This window comes from Agrobacterium sp. NPDC089420, assembly GCF_044900305.1.
In the GTDB taxonomy this organism is placed as follows: Bacteria; Pseudomonadota; Alphaproteobacteria; order Rhizobiales; family Rhizobiaceae; genus Agrobacterium.
In genome coordinates this window covers 52,364-67,830 of record NZ_JBJDMY010000015.1, presented here as the reverse complement: position 1 = coordinate 67,830, position 15,467 = coordinate 52,364, and the positions used below count along the sequence as shown (strand labels likewise).

Genomic DNA, 15,467 nt, shown 5'->3' with positions numbered 1-15,467 from the left:
CTATGCCGCATCCTCCAGCCCGGCCGTATCTTTCCTGCGGAACTGGCTGGGCGGCGCGCCGATGACGCGTTTGAAGGCGCGGCTGAAGGAGGCTTCGGAATCGTAGCCGAGTTTTTCCGCCGCCAGCGTTACGCGCATACCTTCGCGCAGCCACAGCCGCGCCTGATGCATGCGCACGCGCACCACATAACGGGCCGGGCTTTCGCCCACCACGCGGGTGAAGCGTTCCGAGAAACTGGAGCGGGATGCGCCCATCAAGGAAGCGAGTTCCTCGACGCTCCAGTCCTTTTCGGGGTTGAGATGGATGGCCGCCAGCACCCGCCCGAGTTCCGGATTGCGCACGGCGGCGAGCCAGCCGCTGGAATCGCCGCAGCCATATTCCACCCATGTGCGGATCAAGGTCGCCGTCAGCACATCGGCAAGCCTTGCGAGAATGCCGCCCGCGCCGACGCGGTTCAGTTCCACTTCCCGTGTCATGGCTTCCAGCAGGTGCGGAATGGCCGGGTCGCTCTTGGCCAGATCGCTGGTCAGCATCACATCGGGCATCAGCTGCAACAGCGGGTGCAGATTGTCCATGTTGAAGCGCATAGAGGCGGTAAAGGCCACGGTGTCGCCGCCGGCGCTTGCGCATTCCATGTCGAAAATGCCCTGGCAGACTTCCTTCTTGCCGAAACGGTCGAAGGGGGAGGGCGCCACATCCTCGCCGCTGGCCAGCACATGGGCGTGCCCCCGGGGCAGAAGCACGGCATCGCCGCAGGTCAGCGTCAGCCACTCCCCGGAAGGTTTTCGCAGCTTGGCGTGACCCACGCCGATGAAATGAAACCGCGCCGCCTCCTGTTCGGGAAAAGCCGTGGCCCAGGGTGTGGCCATGCGGCAGCGGCCATATTCCACGCCGTCGAGCCTCAGGCCACGCAGCATTTCCGTCAGGGCATCATTCATGGCGGCTCCAAGATTTGGACGATTGGTTAAGGAATACGGATTTTCTAGCATGGAAACGCCGGGCTGTCACGCATAGCCTGCGGTGCATCGATTTGCGGGCGCTGGATTGGACTCCCACCGGATCCACTGTTCTGCAATTCCGTTTCGCGCGCATTTCTGACAATGCGCTTCAGGAGATTTTCATGACCAACCGGACCACAAACGAACTCCAATATACGCCGCGCCGACAGGAACCGGATGCCAAATGGGCCGCCGTGGTTTCACTGTCGCTCGGCGTCTTCGGGCTGGTGACGGCGGAATTCCTGCCGGTCAGCCTGCTGACGCCGCTATCGGCCGATCTTGCCATCAGTTCCGGCATCGCCGGACAATCCATCACCGTCACGGCGCTGGTCGCGGCGGTTGCGGGTCCCGGCATCGTCATCGGCACACGCGGCATCGATCGCCGTTTCACCCTGCTCGGGCTCACCATGCTGCTGATCATTTCCAGCACGCTGGCCGCCTTCGCCAACGGCCTCTTCATGCTGTTCACCTCGCGTGTCCTGCTCGGCATCGGCCTTGGCGGCTTTTGGGCCATGTCGGCGGCGCTGGCGCTGAGACTCGTGCCTCTCGACAAGATGCCGCGCGCCATGGCCATCATTCTTACCGGGGTTTCGGTCGCCACCGTCTGCGCCGCGCCGGTGGGCGCGTGGATCGGCGCAACGCTCGGCTGGCGTTCGGCCTTCGTTGTCGCCGGAGCAGTGGGCGTCATCGCATTCGTCGTGCAATTGCTCACGGTTCCATCATTGCCGCCGGCCGGCGCGCCGGGTCTCTCCACCATGTTCCGGCTGTTGCAGCGGCCGCAGGTGCGCATCGGACTTTTGACGACGCTGTTCATCGTTGCGGGTCACTTTGCCGGCTTCACCTATGTCCGCCCGTTTCTGGAAGATGTGCCCCAGCTTGGCGTCGAGGCCATTTCCCTTGTCCTTCTGGCCTATGGGATTGGCGGCTTTTTCGGCAATCTCTTCGGTGGTTTCATGGCCGAAAGAAACACGGCCTGGGCGGTAACCATCGCCGCTACCCTGATTGCCGCCTCCGCCTCCGTGCTGGTGCTTGCCGGGGCATCGCCCGCCATCGCCGGACTTGCCATCGCCTCATGGGGTTTCGCCTTCGGTGCGCTGCCGGTCAGTGTGCAGAGCTTCATCACGAGAGTCGCTTCCGATGAAGCCGAAAGCGCCGGCGCGCTGCTGCTCACCACCTTCCAGATTGCCATTTCCAGCGGTGCTGTTCTGGGCGGCCTGCTGATCGATCTTCAGGGCGCGACCATGGTCTTCGTCTTCGTGGCCATCGCGGCGCTCCTCGGCGCATCGCTGATGGCGTCGCGCCGGGGCGTGGTGCCGCAGGTCGAAGCCTCACAGGGATAATATTCCGGGTGAAGAAAAAGGATCCGCCTTCGGGCGGATCCACCGTTGATCGAAGCGGTTGCCGCCTCTTTTTTCTCCCCGCCGGGGTGGAGACAAAAATGGCGTCCGTTCGATCCTGATCACGGCGCCTTCAAGGCGCCTTGATCGCCTTCTGAGTCCGGTCCTTGCCCACCTCGATCACGTGGCGCATGGCTTTCACCGCCGCATCGGCGTCCCGCGCCGCGATGGCGTGGACGATACGCAGGTGGTTCGATGCGATTTCGGCGATGGTGCCGGGTGAGGCGGCCGGTGAGGAGAGCTGGAAGGAAATGGCAAGTGCGGCCTCGATCAGTCCACTTGCAGAGCGCATGAAAGGATTGCCGGACATATGCGCCACGGCAAGGTGGAATTCGAGATCGACCTTGGCGATGCTTTCCGGCGTATGCTGCGGATTGTCGAATTTGGCGGCGATGACATAGAGGGAAACGATATCGTCATTGGAGGCCTGCAGGGCCGCCGCCGCTGCCGCCGCCGGCTCCAGCGCCAGGCGGATTTCCGCCAGATGCGTGACGAATTCCTGGTCTATGCCGGCCTCGCAGCGCCAGCCCAGCACATCCGGATCGAAGAAGTTCCAGCTTGAGCGGTCGAGAACGCGGGTGCCAACCTTTGCCTTGGGTTCTACCAGCCGCTTGGCCGCCAGCGTCTTCATGGTTTCGCGCAGCACGGTGCGCGATACGCCGAAGCGCATGGAGAGTTCGGCGTCATTGGGGAGCAGGGACCCTTCCGCAATTCTGCCCGAGACGATGGCGCTGCCGAGTTCGGAGACCACATGGGCGTGGCTGTTCCGGCGTTTTCGCCCGCTTATCGTCGTTTCGAGCAGCCCCAAGCATGCCTCCCTTGGTGGTTATGCCGGGTGTGGCCCGGCCAGTCTCCTGTTTGAATACCAGATGATGGCGCGCTGCAACACGATGAAGACGAAAAGCAGCACACCGATGACGATTTTCGTCCACCAGGAGGAAAGCGTCCCGTCAAAAACGATATAGGTCTGGATCAGCCCCTGGATCAGCAGGCCGATGAAGGTGCCCGCCACCAGCCCCGTGCCACCGGTCAGAAGCGTGCCGCCGATGACGACGGCGGCGATGGCGTCCAGTTCCACACCCACCGTCGCCAGCGAATAACCTGACGAGGTGTAGAGCGTATAGACGATGCCGGCGAGGCCGGAGAGAAAGCCGGAAAGCGCATAGATGCCGATGGTCGTCTTGCCGATCGGCACGCCCATCAGCTCGGCCGATTGCGGGTTGCCGCCAAGCGCATAGACATTGGCGCCGAAGCGGGTGCGGCTGGCGATCAGCATGCCGGCGGCGAAGACCAGAAGCATCAGCATCGCCAGCGCCGTCAGCCTGCCGCCGCCGGGAAAGCGATAATAAAAGCCCTGTATCGCATCGATGAAGGGATGCGAGATCGGTACCGACTGGGTGGAAATCAGATAGGCGGCACCGCGCGCCAGAAACATCCCCGCTAATGTCACCACGAAAGGCGGGATGGCGAGGAAGCGGATCATCGCGCCCATCAGGCAGCCGAACAGCGTCGAGATCGCCAGCACGGTGGTGAAGGCAAGCAGCGGATGCACATTATAGGTGCCGACCATCACCGCCACGAAGACGCTGGTGAAGGCGATGACCGAACCGATGGAGAGATCGATGCCGCCCGACAGGATGACGAAGGTCATGCCAACCGCCGCGATGCCGAGAAAGGCATTGTCGGTCAGGAGATTACCGATCACCCGCGTCGAGAAGATCGCCGGATATTGCAGCACGCACAGCAGATAGGCGATCACGAAGATCGTCAGCGTGGTGAGGAAGGGCAGGTTGCGGCTGTGGATCATCGCGCGGTTCCTTCCTTGGTCATGCCATTGCTGGCCGCCGGTTTGACATGCGGCTTCGGCGCTTTCACGAAACCGAAGACGGTCATGATCGCCGGCGATTGCAGCGTCAGAACCACCATGATGATGCCAGCCTTGATGATGAGGTTGAATTCCGGCGGAAAGCCCGAGACCAGGATGCCGGTATTGATGGTCTGGATGATGAGCGCGCCGATCAGCGAGGCGGTGATGGAGAAACGGCCGCCATTCAGCGATGTACCGCCGATCACCACCGCAAGGATCGCGTCCAGTTCCAGCCACAGCCCGGCATTATTGGCATCCGCGCCACGAATATCGGCGGTCACGATCATGCCGGCGATGGCCGCGCAGAGGCCGGAAACGGCATAGACGAAAAACAGCAGGAAGCGTGCCCTGACCCCGGCAAGCGCTGCCGCGCGGCGGTTGATGCCGGTCGCCTCGATCAGGAAACCGAGCGCGCTCTTGCGCACCAGCAGGCCGATCAAAAGTGCCGCCGCCACCCAGATGATGACGGGCAGCGGAATGCCTGCGAAGGAGCCGGAGCCGATGGCGGCAAAGCTGTCATTGTTGAAGGTGAGAATGACGCCTTCGGTGATGAGCTGGGCGATGCCGCGCCCCGCCACCATCAGGATCAGGGTGGCGATGATCGGCTGTATGTCGAGAAGGGCGACCAGCACGCCGTTCCACAGCCCGCAGGCAATGCCCACCGCCAGCGAGATGACGATGACCGAGGGAATGGAATGGCCATTGCTGATGAGCGTTGCCGCGACCGCGCCGCAGATCGCGATGACGGCGCCAATGGAAAGATCGATGCCCTTGGTGGCGATGACCAGCGTCATGCCGATGGTCAAAAGTGCCACGGGTGCGGCGCGCACGAGAATATCCACCAGGCTGCCATAGAGCCGGCCGTTCTGGAACGAGACATGCAGGAAACCCGGTGAAAGGATTGTAATCGCTGCCAGAATGATGAAGAGGGCAGCCAGCTGCGGAGCAAGCCTTTTCAGGCGTCGTGTCACGACCGCCATCACGCCGCCTCCGTTCTGGCCGCATCGGCGATCGCCCGCATGATGTTGTTGGCGGTGACGTCCCCGCCCTTTAATTCGCTGACATGGCGGCGGTCGGACAGCACGACGACGCGATGGGCAACGGCGGTGAGTTCTTCCAGTTCGGAGGAGATGACGACGAGCGACATGCCTTCGCTGCAGAGTTTTTCGATCATTTTCAGGATTTCCGCATGCGCGCCGATATCGATGCCGCGTGTCGGTTCGTCGAGGATCAGAAGCCGGGGATGGGTGGCGAGCCAGCGTGCCAGAATGGCCTTCTGCTGGTTGCCGCCGGACAGGAATTTGATCGGCCGATCGGGGTCGGCCGGGCGGATATCGAGCGATTTTATGAAGCTTTCGGCCAGTTCCGCCTTCTGCCGTCGCGAGAGCGGCCTTGCCCAGCCCTGCCGGGCCTGAAGCGCCAGCGCGATGTTGTCGGTGACGGAAAAGTCGCCGATGATGCCATCCGTCTTGCGCTCTTCCGGACAGAATCCGAAGCCTTGCGCAATCGCAGCCTCCGGAGACGAAATCGCCACCGGTTTTCCGTCAATCGTCGCTGTGCCGGTATCGGGTCGGTCGATGCCGAACAGCAGGAAGGCGGTTTCCGTTCGGCCGGAGCCAAGAAGACCGGCGACGCCGACGATTTCGCCGGGACGGATGCCGAGATCGAAGGGGGCGATGCTGCCGCGTTTGCCGTACCCTTCGAAACGGATCGGTGGTTCGCCCTCGGCAACCGTATCTTCGGTTGCCTGGTGTTCATGGGTGATGTGCTGAAGCTCGCGGCCCAGCATCATGGAGATCAGTTCGGAGCGGGGCAGGCTGCCGATGTCGCGGGTGCCGACAAGGCGGCCGTTGCGCAGCACCGTCACCCGGTCGGCAATATCATAGACCTGATTGAGGAAGTGGGTGATGATGACGATGCCGATGCCGCGCGCGCGCAGGTTTTTCAAGACGCCGAACAGCATCTCGACCTCATGGGCATCAAGGCTGGCGGTGGGTTCGTCCAGCACCAGCACCTTGCCGGAAAGATCGACGGCGCGGGCAATGGCGATGATCTGGCGGATGGCGACGGAATAGCTGGAGAGAAGCGCATTGACATCGATGGAAAGCCCGTATTGGGCAAGCAGCGCCCGGGATTGCTTCTGCATCGTGCTGCGGTCGATCAGTCCGAAGCGGCGCGGCTGGCGGCCGAGAAACAGGTTTTCGGCAACCGTCAGGTTTTCGAGAAGGTTCACTTCCTGATAGACCGTGCCGATCCCAAGCGCCTGCGCCTCGCCGACATTGGCGGGCGAAATCTCGTCTCCCTCCAGAAAGATCGAGCCGCTGTCTCGGTGGTAAACCCCGGTCAGGATCTTGATCAGCGTGGATTTGCCCGCGCCGTTTTCGCCCAGCAGCGCGTGGATTTCACCGCGCCGAAGCGAAAAATCGACGCCATCGAGCGCCGTGATCCCGAGAAAGGATTTGCCGATGGCGCGTGCTTCCAGAAGTGATGCCGTTTCGGACATTGAGCAGTTCCGTATCGATATGGGTCTCGATGGAGTGATCGCGCAGGGGCGGCGGTTTTTTCTCCCCGCCGGGGAAAAAGCAGCCGGCACGTGCTCGCTCCATATACGATCATTCTATGCCGGGCTTTCGTCCCTCGTCTGGAACGGCGCAACTATTGCGCCGTTCCTTCGAAGACGTCGCTCAGTACCCCAGGCCCTTCTTCGCCTCGTAGACCTTCATCGGATCATCGGATGCCGTATAGAGCTTGGATTCGGTCTGAATCCACTTCGGCGGTTCCTTCTTGTCCTTCAGATAGGCTTCGAGCGCATCGAAAGCGGGGCCGGCCATGTCCGGCGTCAGTTCGACGGTGGCGTTGGCTTCACCGGCTGCCATGGCCTTGAAGATATCCGGCACGGCGTCGATGGAAACGATCTTGATATCGGTTCCGGGCTTCAGGCCGGCCTCCTTGATCGCCTGGATCGCGCCGACGGCCATGTCGTCATTATGGGCGTAGACGGCACAGATATCCTTGCCGCCGCCTTCGGCCTTGATGAAGCTTTCCATCACTTCCTTGCCCTTGGTGCGGGTGAAGTCACCCGTCTGCGAGCGCACGATCTTGATATTGGCGTGGGAAGCGATCGCCTCTTCGAAGCCCTTCTTGCGGTTGATGGCGGGCGAGGAGCCGGTCGTGCCCTGCAATTCCACCACCTTGCAATCCTTGGAGCCGACATCCTTGACCAGCCAGTCGCCGGCGACCTTGCCTTCGTGCACCTGATCGGAGGTCACGGCGGTCAGGTAAAGATCGTCCGGGGCCTCGATCTGCCGGTCGAGCAGGATGACGGGGATCTTTTCTTCCTTGGCTTCCTTCAGCACCGCATCCCAGCCGGTGGCGACGACGGGCGCGATCAGGATTGCATCGACACCCTGCGCGATGAAGCCGCGGACGGCCTTGATCTGGTTTTCCTGCTTCTGCTGGGCGTCGGCGAATTTCAGCGTGACGCCGCGCTTTTCAGCCTGCTGTTTGGTGACGGTGGTTTCCGCCGCGCGCCATCCGGATTCCGAGCCGATCTGCGAGAAACCGACGGTGAGCGATTGTGCGGAAACACTGGATGCAAGGCATGCGGAGACGGCGACAGTGAATGCCGCAAGAGCTTTTCTCATCTTATCCTCCCAGAGATGATGTCAGCGTGACGACGGTACTATGAGCATATAGTAATACTCTTGAAAAGCGGTTTTTTAGCGTTTTTGCAATTTGCTGGATGCCGATCTTGTTCGGATTTTACCTTAAAATGTAATAAATCAATGATTTATATATCTCTCTGACGCCTTTTTTCTCCTTGGATGGAGGCCGGAAACGGACGTTGATCCGGCTTGACAGGGAGAGATGACATCTAATAGTAATACAAATAAATAGATTGGCTTGAGACGGAACGCGGTGCCAAAGGCCGGCCGCCATCCGACAGCGCAGGGAGGGAGAGGCCGTTGCACAGTGCCGGTATCATCGTAAATGCCGAAAAATATTCGGCTAAAGCCGAAGAACAGCCCCAATCCACTCGTCTGGGCATGCTCCGTCGGTTATGCGTTCTCCACAAGCTGATTCCATTTTCCTTGCGCGCAACATAAGCTTGTCGCATTTCGTAATATTTTACCGTTGGCCACTTCCGGCTGGAGACCTGCATCATGACCAAATCCGACAATCTGCCTGCAACCCAAGGCAAGCTTCGCTCGCGTGCGTGGTTCGACAACCCCGCCAATGCGGATATGACAGCACTTTATCTCGAGCGTTACATGAACTTCGGTCTGAGCCAGGCCGAGCTTCAGTCCGATCGCCCGATCATCGGCATTGCCCAGACCGGTTCGGACCTTTCGCCCTGCAACCGTCACCATCTGGAACTGGCGAACCGCCTGCGTGAAGGCATTCGCGAAGCGGGCGGCATCGCGATTGAGTTTCCGGTCCATCCGATCCAGGAAACCGGCAAGCGCCCGACCGCCGGTCTCGATCGCAACCTTGCCTATCTCGGCCTGGTGGAAGTGCTTTACGGCTATCCGCTCGACGGCGTCGTTCTGACGATCGGCTGTGACAAGACCACGCCTGCCTGTCTTATGGCGGCGGCCACCGTCAACATTCCGGCCATCGCCCTTTCCGTCGGCCCCATGCTGAACGGCTGGTTCCGTGGTGAACGCACCGGTTCCGGCACCATCGTCTGGAAAGCGCGCGAACTGCTGGCGAAGGGTGAGATCGACTATCAGGGCTTCGTCAAGCTCGTCGCCTCGTCGGCTCCGTCCACCGGCTATTGCAACACCATGGGCACGGCAACCACCATGAACTCGCTTGCCGAGGCGCTCGGCATGCAGCTTCCGGGCTCTGCCGCCATCCCGGCCCCTTATCGTGACCGTCAGGAAGTCTCCTATCTCACCGGCCTGCGCATCGTCGAAATGGTCAAGGAAGACCTGAAGCCTTCCGATATCATGACCAAGGATGCCTTCATCAACGCCATCCGCGTCAATTCCGCCATCGGCGGCTCCACCAATGCGCCGATCCACCTGAATGGTCTCGCACGCCATGTCGGCGTCGAACTGACCGTGGATGACTGGCAGACCTATGGTGAAGACGTGCCGCTGCTCGTCAATCTGCAGCCGGCCGGCGAATATCTCGGCGAGGATTATTACCATGCCGGCGGTGTTCCCGCTGTCGTCAACCAGCTGATGAACCAGGGGCTGATCATGGAAGACGCCATGACCGTCAATGGCAAGACCATCGGCGACAATTGCCGTGGCGCGATCATCGAGGACGAGAAGGTCATCCGTCCCTATGAGCAGCCGCTCAAGGAACGTGCCGGCTTCCGCGTGCTGCGCGGCAACCTGTTCTCCTCCGCCATCATGAAGACCAGCGTGATCTCGGAAGAATTCCGCAACCGCTACCTCTCCAATCCGAATGATCCGGAAGCCTTCGAAGGCCGCGCCGTGGTGTTCGACGGTCCGGAGGATTACCATCACCGCATCGACGATCCGTCGCTGAAGATCGACGCCAACACCATCCTCTTCATGCGCGGTGCGGGACCCATCGGTTACCCGGGTGCGGCGGAAGTGGTGAACATGCGCGCGCCGGATTATCTTTTGAAGGAAGGCGTCAATTCGCTGCCCTGCATCGGCGATGGCCGCCAGTCCGGCACGTCGGGAAGCCCGTCCATCCTCAACGCCTCCCCGGAAGCGGCGGCCGGCGGCGGTCTCGCCATCCTGCAGACGGGTGACCGCGTCCGCATCGATGTCGGCCGCGGCAAGGCGGACATCCTGATTTCCGGTGAGGAACTGGCCAAGCGTTACGAGGCGCTGTCGGCCGAAGGCGGCTACAAGTTCCCGGACCACCAGACGCCATGGCAGGAAATCCAGCGCGGCATCGTCAGCCAGATGGAAACCGGCGCAGTTCTAGAGCCGGCCGTGAAGTATCAGCGCATCGCCCAGACCAAGGGCTTGCCGCGCGACAACCACTGAAGTGGCGTGGTTGACGTTTTAATGATGGGGAGGGCTTGCTCCTCTCCATCGTTATTCCTGCCTGCAACGCAGCTGTCAGGTCTAACTTATGGGATATGCTGGATTATATTGATTTAGCAGGTGTTAGGAGGCGTTCGCGACGCTGCGGACGTAAACCGGGCACGACGTCATCAAATGAATGCCGAGGCTTGCCAAACCCTCATCCGTCATCCTCGGGCTTGTCCCGAGGATCTGCAACCGACTGATTTTATTAGACATGATGAGATCCTCGGCGCAGGGCCGAGGATGACGCCGAGTGTGGTTTTGGCGCTCTTGGCGACGCGTTCGCGGCCAGCAGTCACAAACTTAAATCACCGGATAAAGCGACCAGAAGAACAGTTCATATTCCTGGTCGCGGTCGTCGTCATGCTGTTCGTCGTCCGGCCGGCGCGGCGTCTTGTCCTGAAGATCGGTCTCCACCCGCTCATTGACGACGGGCATTCTTCGGCCGATGCCAAAGAGGTCAAAGGAGAGCATGTTGAACCCTGCTACCATGGCCAGTTTCCCTTCTTCACGCGAGTTAACGGTGTGTTAAGTTTCGCGCGTTGCCATGATTTCGTCAAGATTGGCCACGGAATTTGTCTACTATTTTTAACAACAATGTCGTGATTGGCATTTCACCGGTGCCGGATTTCACGCAATGAATGTTTAGCGGTGCCGTCAACGGTCTTTTGCGGCGACCTCGGAATAGGGGTTTGCGGCGGCTTCCAGCGCGGAATCGGTGTCTGCCGCATGGCCGAGGTTTTTCAGGGCACGCGATACCGCCGTGATATTGGCCTTCACCGCCTCCGGATGCGCACGCCGGCCGGTATGGTTGAGCCTTATCAGCCGTTCCGCGCCGGGGCCGACGCCTGCGGAAATATCCGCGCCGCGCTCCTTGGATGCCGCGGCGAAAAATGCTCCGGCTTCGACGGTATCCGGCAGGATCGCCGTGGAAACGAGCGCTGACGCATGCGCTTCCTCCACCCAGGTGGCGATCCCGAGCGCCCTGATGCCATGACGGGTGGCCGTCGCCGCCCGCTCGTGACGTGCATTGGCGGCTGGCAGACCCTCAGCCTCGATCCTGTCGAGCGCGGCCTCCAGCGCGTAAAATTCCAGCGGCGCCGGCGTCCCGGGCAGCGCGCCGCGCCCGGCATCCAGCCAGAATCTCTTCTGGTCGAGAAGCGAGAGCATGGAGCTGGCGGGCGCCCTGTCGTGCGAAAGAAGCTCCCATGCCGTTGGGCTGACCGAAATGGCCGATATGCCGGCCGGGCCGGCCAACGCCTTCTGCGGCCCGATGACGGCGATATCGATGCCCAGTCTGTCGGCCTCGAAGGCATGGCCGCCAATCGAGGCAACGGCATCGACGAGGGTGACGACGCCTCTTTCTTTCGCCAGTTCGACAATGGCGGGCAGGGGGTTGAGAATGCCGCTTGCCGATTCCGCATGCACGATGGAAAGAAGGTCGAAACCCGGCCCGTGATCCAGCGCCCGTTCCACCTCCTCCAGCGTCACCGGCTTTGCCGGGCTGGCCGCCAGGTTGCGCACCGTCGCGCCGCCGCGCTCCAGCCAGCCGCCGAACCAGGCGCCATAGGGGCTGGTGACGATGTTGAGCGCCGTCAGCCCCGGCCGGGCAAGACTGGTGGCCGCCGCCTCCAGCGCCAGCACGGCTTCCGCCTGTATCAGCAGCACATCGTTTTTTGTGCCCATCAGGGCCGCCAGCCGGTCGGCCAGCACGGCGTAACGTTCGGCAGGGAAAGCGGGCGGGTCGAGAAGCAATGCATAATCCGGGGCGGGCATGTCTTATCCTTGCATGGTGGTGGTGAGCCGCGGTGCGGCGTCGATCAGGCTTCTGGCGGTCGAGGATTGCGGCGCGGCAATGATCGCTCCGGTCGCGCCGATTTCGACGATCCGTCCCGCTTCCATGATCACGACACGGTGGCAGACGGCGCGGATGACGGCGAGATCGTGGGACACGAAAATACAGGAAATCGCCGTTTCCCGCTGTATTTCCACCAAGAGTTCGAGAATCTGCCGGCGAACCGAAACATCGAGCGCCGAGACCGCTTCGTCCAGAATGAGCAGCGACGGCTTGAGCGCGATGGCGCGGGCAATCGCCACACGCTGCCTCTGCCCGCCCGAAAGCTCGAAGACCGAACGCCCGGCATAGGCGGCGGGCAGGCCGACACGGTCGAGGAGGCGGGATATTTCCGCCGGGCGGTCGCGCCCTCGAACGATGCGGTGAATGCGCAACGGCTCGCCTATGGCATCTTCGACGGTGGCGCGCGGGTTGAAGGCGCCATGCGTATCCTGAAACACCATCTGCATCTGCTGCCGGGCGGCGCGCAATGCGCTGCCGTCAAGCGCAAGCCAGTTGCGGTTTTCAAAACGGACATTGCCTTCGTCGGAATGGATCAGCCGCATGAGGATGCGCGCCAGCGTCGATTTCCCGCAGCCGGAGGGGCCGGCAAGGCCGAGCGTCTCGCCGCGCTTGAGCGAAAACGAGATGTCGGAGAGCGCCGTCACCGTTCTTGCGCCGGTGCGATAGGTCTTGCAAAGGCCATCCACGCTCAGAAGGGCTTCATTCATGGCGCTGCCTCGCTGAGGAGCGGCGGGGTCGAAAGATCGAGGTAATCGGCAAGCAGGACTCGCGTGTAGGCATGGGCGGGCGCGGAAAGCACCCGCCGCGCCGGGCCGTGCTCCACCAGTTCGCCGGCGTTCAAAACCGCGATCTCGTCGGCAAGGCTGGAGGCAAGACCGATATCATGGGTGATGAAAACCAGCGTTCTTTCTTCCTCGCGCACGAGATCATCGAGAAGGGTGGCGATGGCCGCCTGGGTTACCGTGTCGAGCGCGCTTGTCGCCTCGTCGGCAATCAGGATCGAAGGACGCGCCGCGATGGCGGCGGCAATCGCCACACGTTGCCGCTGCCCGCCGGAAAGCTGGTGCGGATAGGCGGTGAGCAGATGCGAAGGATGCGGCAGCCGTACCCGTTCCAGAAGATCGCGGGCAAGATCGCGCCCCTGCCGCCATGAGAGGCCGAGATGCCGCACCGCACCTTCCGCCACCTGTTCGCCGATGGTCAGAACCGGGTTCAGGGTTGCGCCGGTATCCTGAAAGATCGTGCCGATGTCGCGCCCCGGCATCGGCCTGCCGGTGAAAAGGCCGCTGTCGCGGCTCCAGGAAATATCGCCTGAAACCAGCGCCACCTGCGGCAGAAGCCCGGCGATTGCCTTGCCGAGCGTGGATTTGCCCGAGCCGCTTTCGCCGATGATCGCCAGCCGCTGCCCCTGCCGTATCGTCAGGGAAACCTTGCGCAGCGCCGGTGCATCGGCCGCGGCGTAACGGACGCTGAAATCGTCGATCCGGCAAAGGGCGTTGCCGCTCATGACACTTGCCTCCTCGTCGCCATCGCCCTGTTGATACCTTCTCCGAAAAGATAGACACCGAGCACCGTGACCAGCAGGCCGATACCGGGGATGACGGACAGGAAAGCGGCTGAGCGGAGCACGTTGCGTCCTTCCGCGATCATCGAACCCCAGGTGACGATATTGGGATCGCCAAGCCCGAGGAAGGAGAGCGCCGCCTCGGTGAGGATGGCGGCGGCAACGATGATGGCGGCAAGCGCCAGAACCGGCGGCAGGGCATTGGGCAATATTTGCCGGAAGGCGATTTCCAGCGGATGCATGCCGATGGCGCGGGCGGATTGCACATAGTCACGCTCGCGGATGCTCAGCACCTGCGCCCGCATCAACCGCGCCGGATCCGCCCATGCGCCAAGCGCAATGGCCAGGATGACGATGGGCATGGAGGGGCCGATGGTGCTGACGAAGGCAAGCGCCAGCAGGAAGTTCGGTACGATCTGGAAGGCATCGGTGACGCGCATCAGCGCTTCATCCACGAGGCCGCCGGCAAAACCGGCAATCGTGCCGATGACGGTGCCGATCACAAGTGCTGCGGCGGCCGCACCCATGCCGACGAGCAGGGAGGCCTGCGCGCCATGGGCGAGTTCGGCCAGCACATCGCGGCCCAGCCGGTCGGTGCCGAGCGGCAGGGCGGCATCGGTAAAGGGCGCAATCAGCGGCTCGCCGACGATCGCCAGCGGATCGCCGGGGAACAGGAGGGGCGCGGAGAGCGCAATTACCGCCAGCAACGCCAGAAGGACGGTGCCCGTCACGCCTTCGAAACTGCGCAGGAGCCTGAGAGCGAAACTCATGCCGCACTCTCCCCGCTGCCGATGCGCGGATCGAGTACGGAATAGACAATGTCGACGGCAAGATTGACGAGGATGACGAAAATGGCGCTGGTGAGGATGATACCCATCAGCAGCGGCGTGTCGCGGCCGCTGACGGCCTCCTGCGCCAGCCGGCCGAAACCTGGAATGGCAAAGACGCTTTCGATCACCACGCTGCCGCCCAGCATGGTGGCGGCCTGCAGGCCAAGTACGGTGACGAGCGGCAGCGCCGCGTTGCGGGCAACGTGACGCAGCACGACCCGCCGTCTGGAAAGCCCCTTGGCCTCTGCAAAAAGCACGAAATCCAGCGGCCATATCGTGGCCATGGCGGCGCGCATGACGCGCAGGAACAGCGCCAGATAGATGAGGCCGAGGCTGGCGACGGGCAGGACGAGATGGCGGCCAATATCCAGCGCCCTTGCAAAGCCCTCTTTGCCCGAGGCGATGGTTTCGATGCCTGACGTGGGCAGCCAGCGAAGCTGTACGGCAAAGACGATGGCGAGAACGAGGCCGAGCCAGAAGCCGGGCGTGGCGTAAAGCGTAAGCGACACGGCGGAGAGCACGCGGTCGGTCAGCCCGCCGGGTCGTGCGCCGGCGACGATGCCGAGCGCGGTGCCGAGGATGAAGGCGAGTGCGGTGGCGCTGCCCATCAGGAGCAGGGTGTTCGGCAGCCGCTCGAGGATCAGCCCCAGCACCGGCCGGTCAAAGGCCAGCGACCAGCCGAGATCGAGCCGCAGCACCGAACTGGCATAGAGCCAGAAGCGGGCGAGCATCGAACCGTTGAGGCCATATTGTTCACGCAGCGCATCCCGCAACCCGGCATCGCCGCCGCCGATGGAAACGAGATAGGCATCCACCGCATCGCCGGACGCATTTTCAAGCAGGGCGAAGGTGAAGATGAGAACGATCAGCAGCACCGGAATGGCGCTGAGTGCCCTTCGCCGCAGCAATGTCGCCGTGCGTCTCACGGCGTTGCC

At 62.3% G+C, this 15,467-nt stretch carries 14 protein-coding genes; 2 read left to right on the top strand and 12 right to left on the bottom strand.

Annotated features, from left to right (window positions below):
* A complete protein-coding gene (locus ACI2KA_RS20765; protein WP_404504351.1) occupies positions 1-939 on the bottom strand; it encodes an AraC family transcriptional regulator in 939 nt (312 codons plus the stop codon).
* Between the two features lie 182 nt (positions 940-1,121).
* Between ACI2KA_RS20765 and ACI2KA_RS20760 the strand changes: the two genes are divergently transcribed.
* A complete protein-coding gene (locus ACI2KA_RS20760) occupies positions 1,122-2,339 on the top strand; it encodes an MFS transporter (protein WP_404504350.1) in 1,218 nt (405 codons plus the stop codon).
* Between the two features lie 130 nt (positions 2,340-2,469).
* On the opposite strand, the gene ACI2KA_RS20755 is transcribed toward ACI2KA_RS20760, so the two are convergent.
* The 5 genes from ACI2KA_RS20755 to ytfQ all read right to left on the bottom strand — a co-directional run bounded on the left by ACI2KA_RS20755 (position 2,470) and on the right by ytfQ (position 7,907).
* Positions 2,470-3,204, bottom strand: a complete 735-nt coding sequence (locus tag ACI2KA_RS20755) for a FadR/GntR family transcriptional regulator (protein ID WP_404504349.1) — start codon at positions 3,202-3,204, stop codon at positions 2,470-2,472.
* Positions 3,205-3,222: 18 nt separating this feature from the next.
* A complete protein-coding gene (gene yjfF, locus ACI2KA_RS20750) occupies positions 3,223-4,203 on the bottom strand; it encodes a galactofuranose ABC transporter, permease protein YjfF (RefSeq protein WP_404504348.1) in 981 nt (326 codons plus the stop codon).
* Positions 4,200-5,243, bottom strand: coding sequence for an ABC transporter permease (locus tag ACI2KA_RS20745; protein ID WP_404504347.1), 1,044 nt, complete (start codon positions 5,241-5,243; stop codon positions 4,200-4,202). Before ACI2KA_RS20745 ends, yjfF begins: the two co-directional genes overlap by 4 nt.
* Positions 5,243-6,766 carry a sugar ABC transporter ATP-binding protein gene (locus ACI2KA_RS20740; RefSeq protein WP_404504346.1) on the bottom strand — a complete coding sequence of 508 codons (1,524 nt, stop codon included), beginning with the start codon at positions 6,764-6,766 and terminating at the stop codon, positions 5,243-5,245. The genes ACI2KA_RS20745 and ACI2KA_RS20740 overlap by 1 nt, the downstream gene beginning before the upstream one ends.
* Positions 6,767-6,947: 181 nt before the next feature.
* A complete protein-coding gene (gene ytfQ, locus ACI2KA_RS20735; protein ID WP_404504345.1) occupies positions 6,948-7,907 on the bottom strand; it encodes a galactofuranose ABC transporter, galactofuranose-binding protein YtfQ in 960 nt (319 codons plus the stop codon).
* A 519-nt stretch (positions 7,908-8,426) separates the two neighbouring features.
* Here ytfQ and ACI2KA_RS20730 point away from each other — a divergent pair.
* Positions 8,427-10,238 (top strand): IlvD/Edd family dehydratase, encoded by a 1,812-nt coding sequence (locus ACI2KA_RS20730; protein ID WP_174057710.1) that lies wholly within the window; start codon positions 8,427-8,429, stop codon positions 10,236-10,238.
* Between the two features lie 345 nt (positions 10,239-10,583).
* Here ACI2KA_RS20730 and ACI2KA_RS20725 read toward each other — a convergent pair whose 3' ends face one another.
* The 6 genes from ACI2KA_RS20725 to ACI2KA_RS20700 form a co-directional block, all read right to left on the bottom strand.
* The gene (locus tag ACI2KA_RS20725; RefSeq protein ID WP_404504344.1) at positions 10,584-10,772 is read right to left on the bottom strand and encodes a hypothetical protein; all 189 of its coding nucleotides are present in this window, start codon (positions 10,770-10,772) and stop codon (positions 10,584-10,586) included.
* 165 nt (positions 10,773-10,937) lie between these two features.
* Positions 10,938-12,056 (bottom strand): pyridoxal-phosphate-dependent aminotransferase family protein, encoded by a 1,119-nt coding sequence (locus tag ACI2KA_RS20720; protein ID WP_404504343.1) that lies wholly within the window; start codon positions 12,054-12,056, stop codon positions 10,938-10,940.
* A gap of 3 nt (positions 12,057-12,059) precedes the next feature.
* Positions 12,060-12,845: an ABC transporter ATP-binding protein gene (locus tag ACI2KA_RS20715; protein WP_404504342.1), complete on the bottom strand. Its 786-nt coding sequence runs from the start codon at positions 12,843-12,845 to the stop codon at positions 12,060-12,062.
* Complete coding sequence (locus tag ACI2KA_RS20710) at positions 12,842-13,645, bottom strand: ABC transporter ATP-binding protein (RefSeq protein WP_404504341.1); 804 nt, start codon at positions 13,643-13,645, stop codon at positions 12,842-12,844. The genes ACI2KA_RS20715 and ACI2KA_RS20710 overlap by 4 nt, the downstream gene beginning before the upstream one ends.
* Positions 13,642-14,472, bottom strand: coding sequence for an ABC transporter permease (locus ACI2KA_RS20705; RefSeq protein ID WP_404504340.1), 831 nt, complete (start codon positions 14,470-14,472; stop codon positions 13,642-13,644). The genes ACI2KA_RS20710 and ACI2KA_RS20705 overlap by 4 nt, the downstream gene beginning before the upstream one ends.
* Positions 14,469-15,458 (bottom strand): ABC transporter permease, encoded by a 990-nt coding sequence (locus ACI2KA_RS20700; RefSeq protein WP_404504339.1) that lies wholly within the window; start codon positions 15,456-15,458, stop codon positions 14,469-14,471. The genes ACI2KA_RS20705 and ACI2KA_RS20700 overlap by 4 nt, the downstream gene beginning before the upstream one ends.
* Between the last annotated feature and the right edge of the window lie 9 nt (positions 15,459-15,467).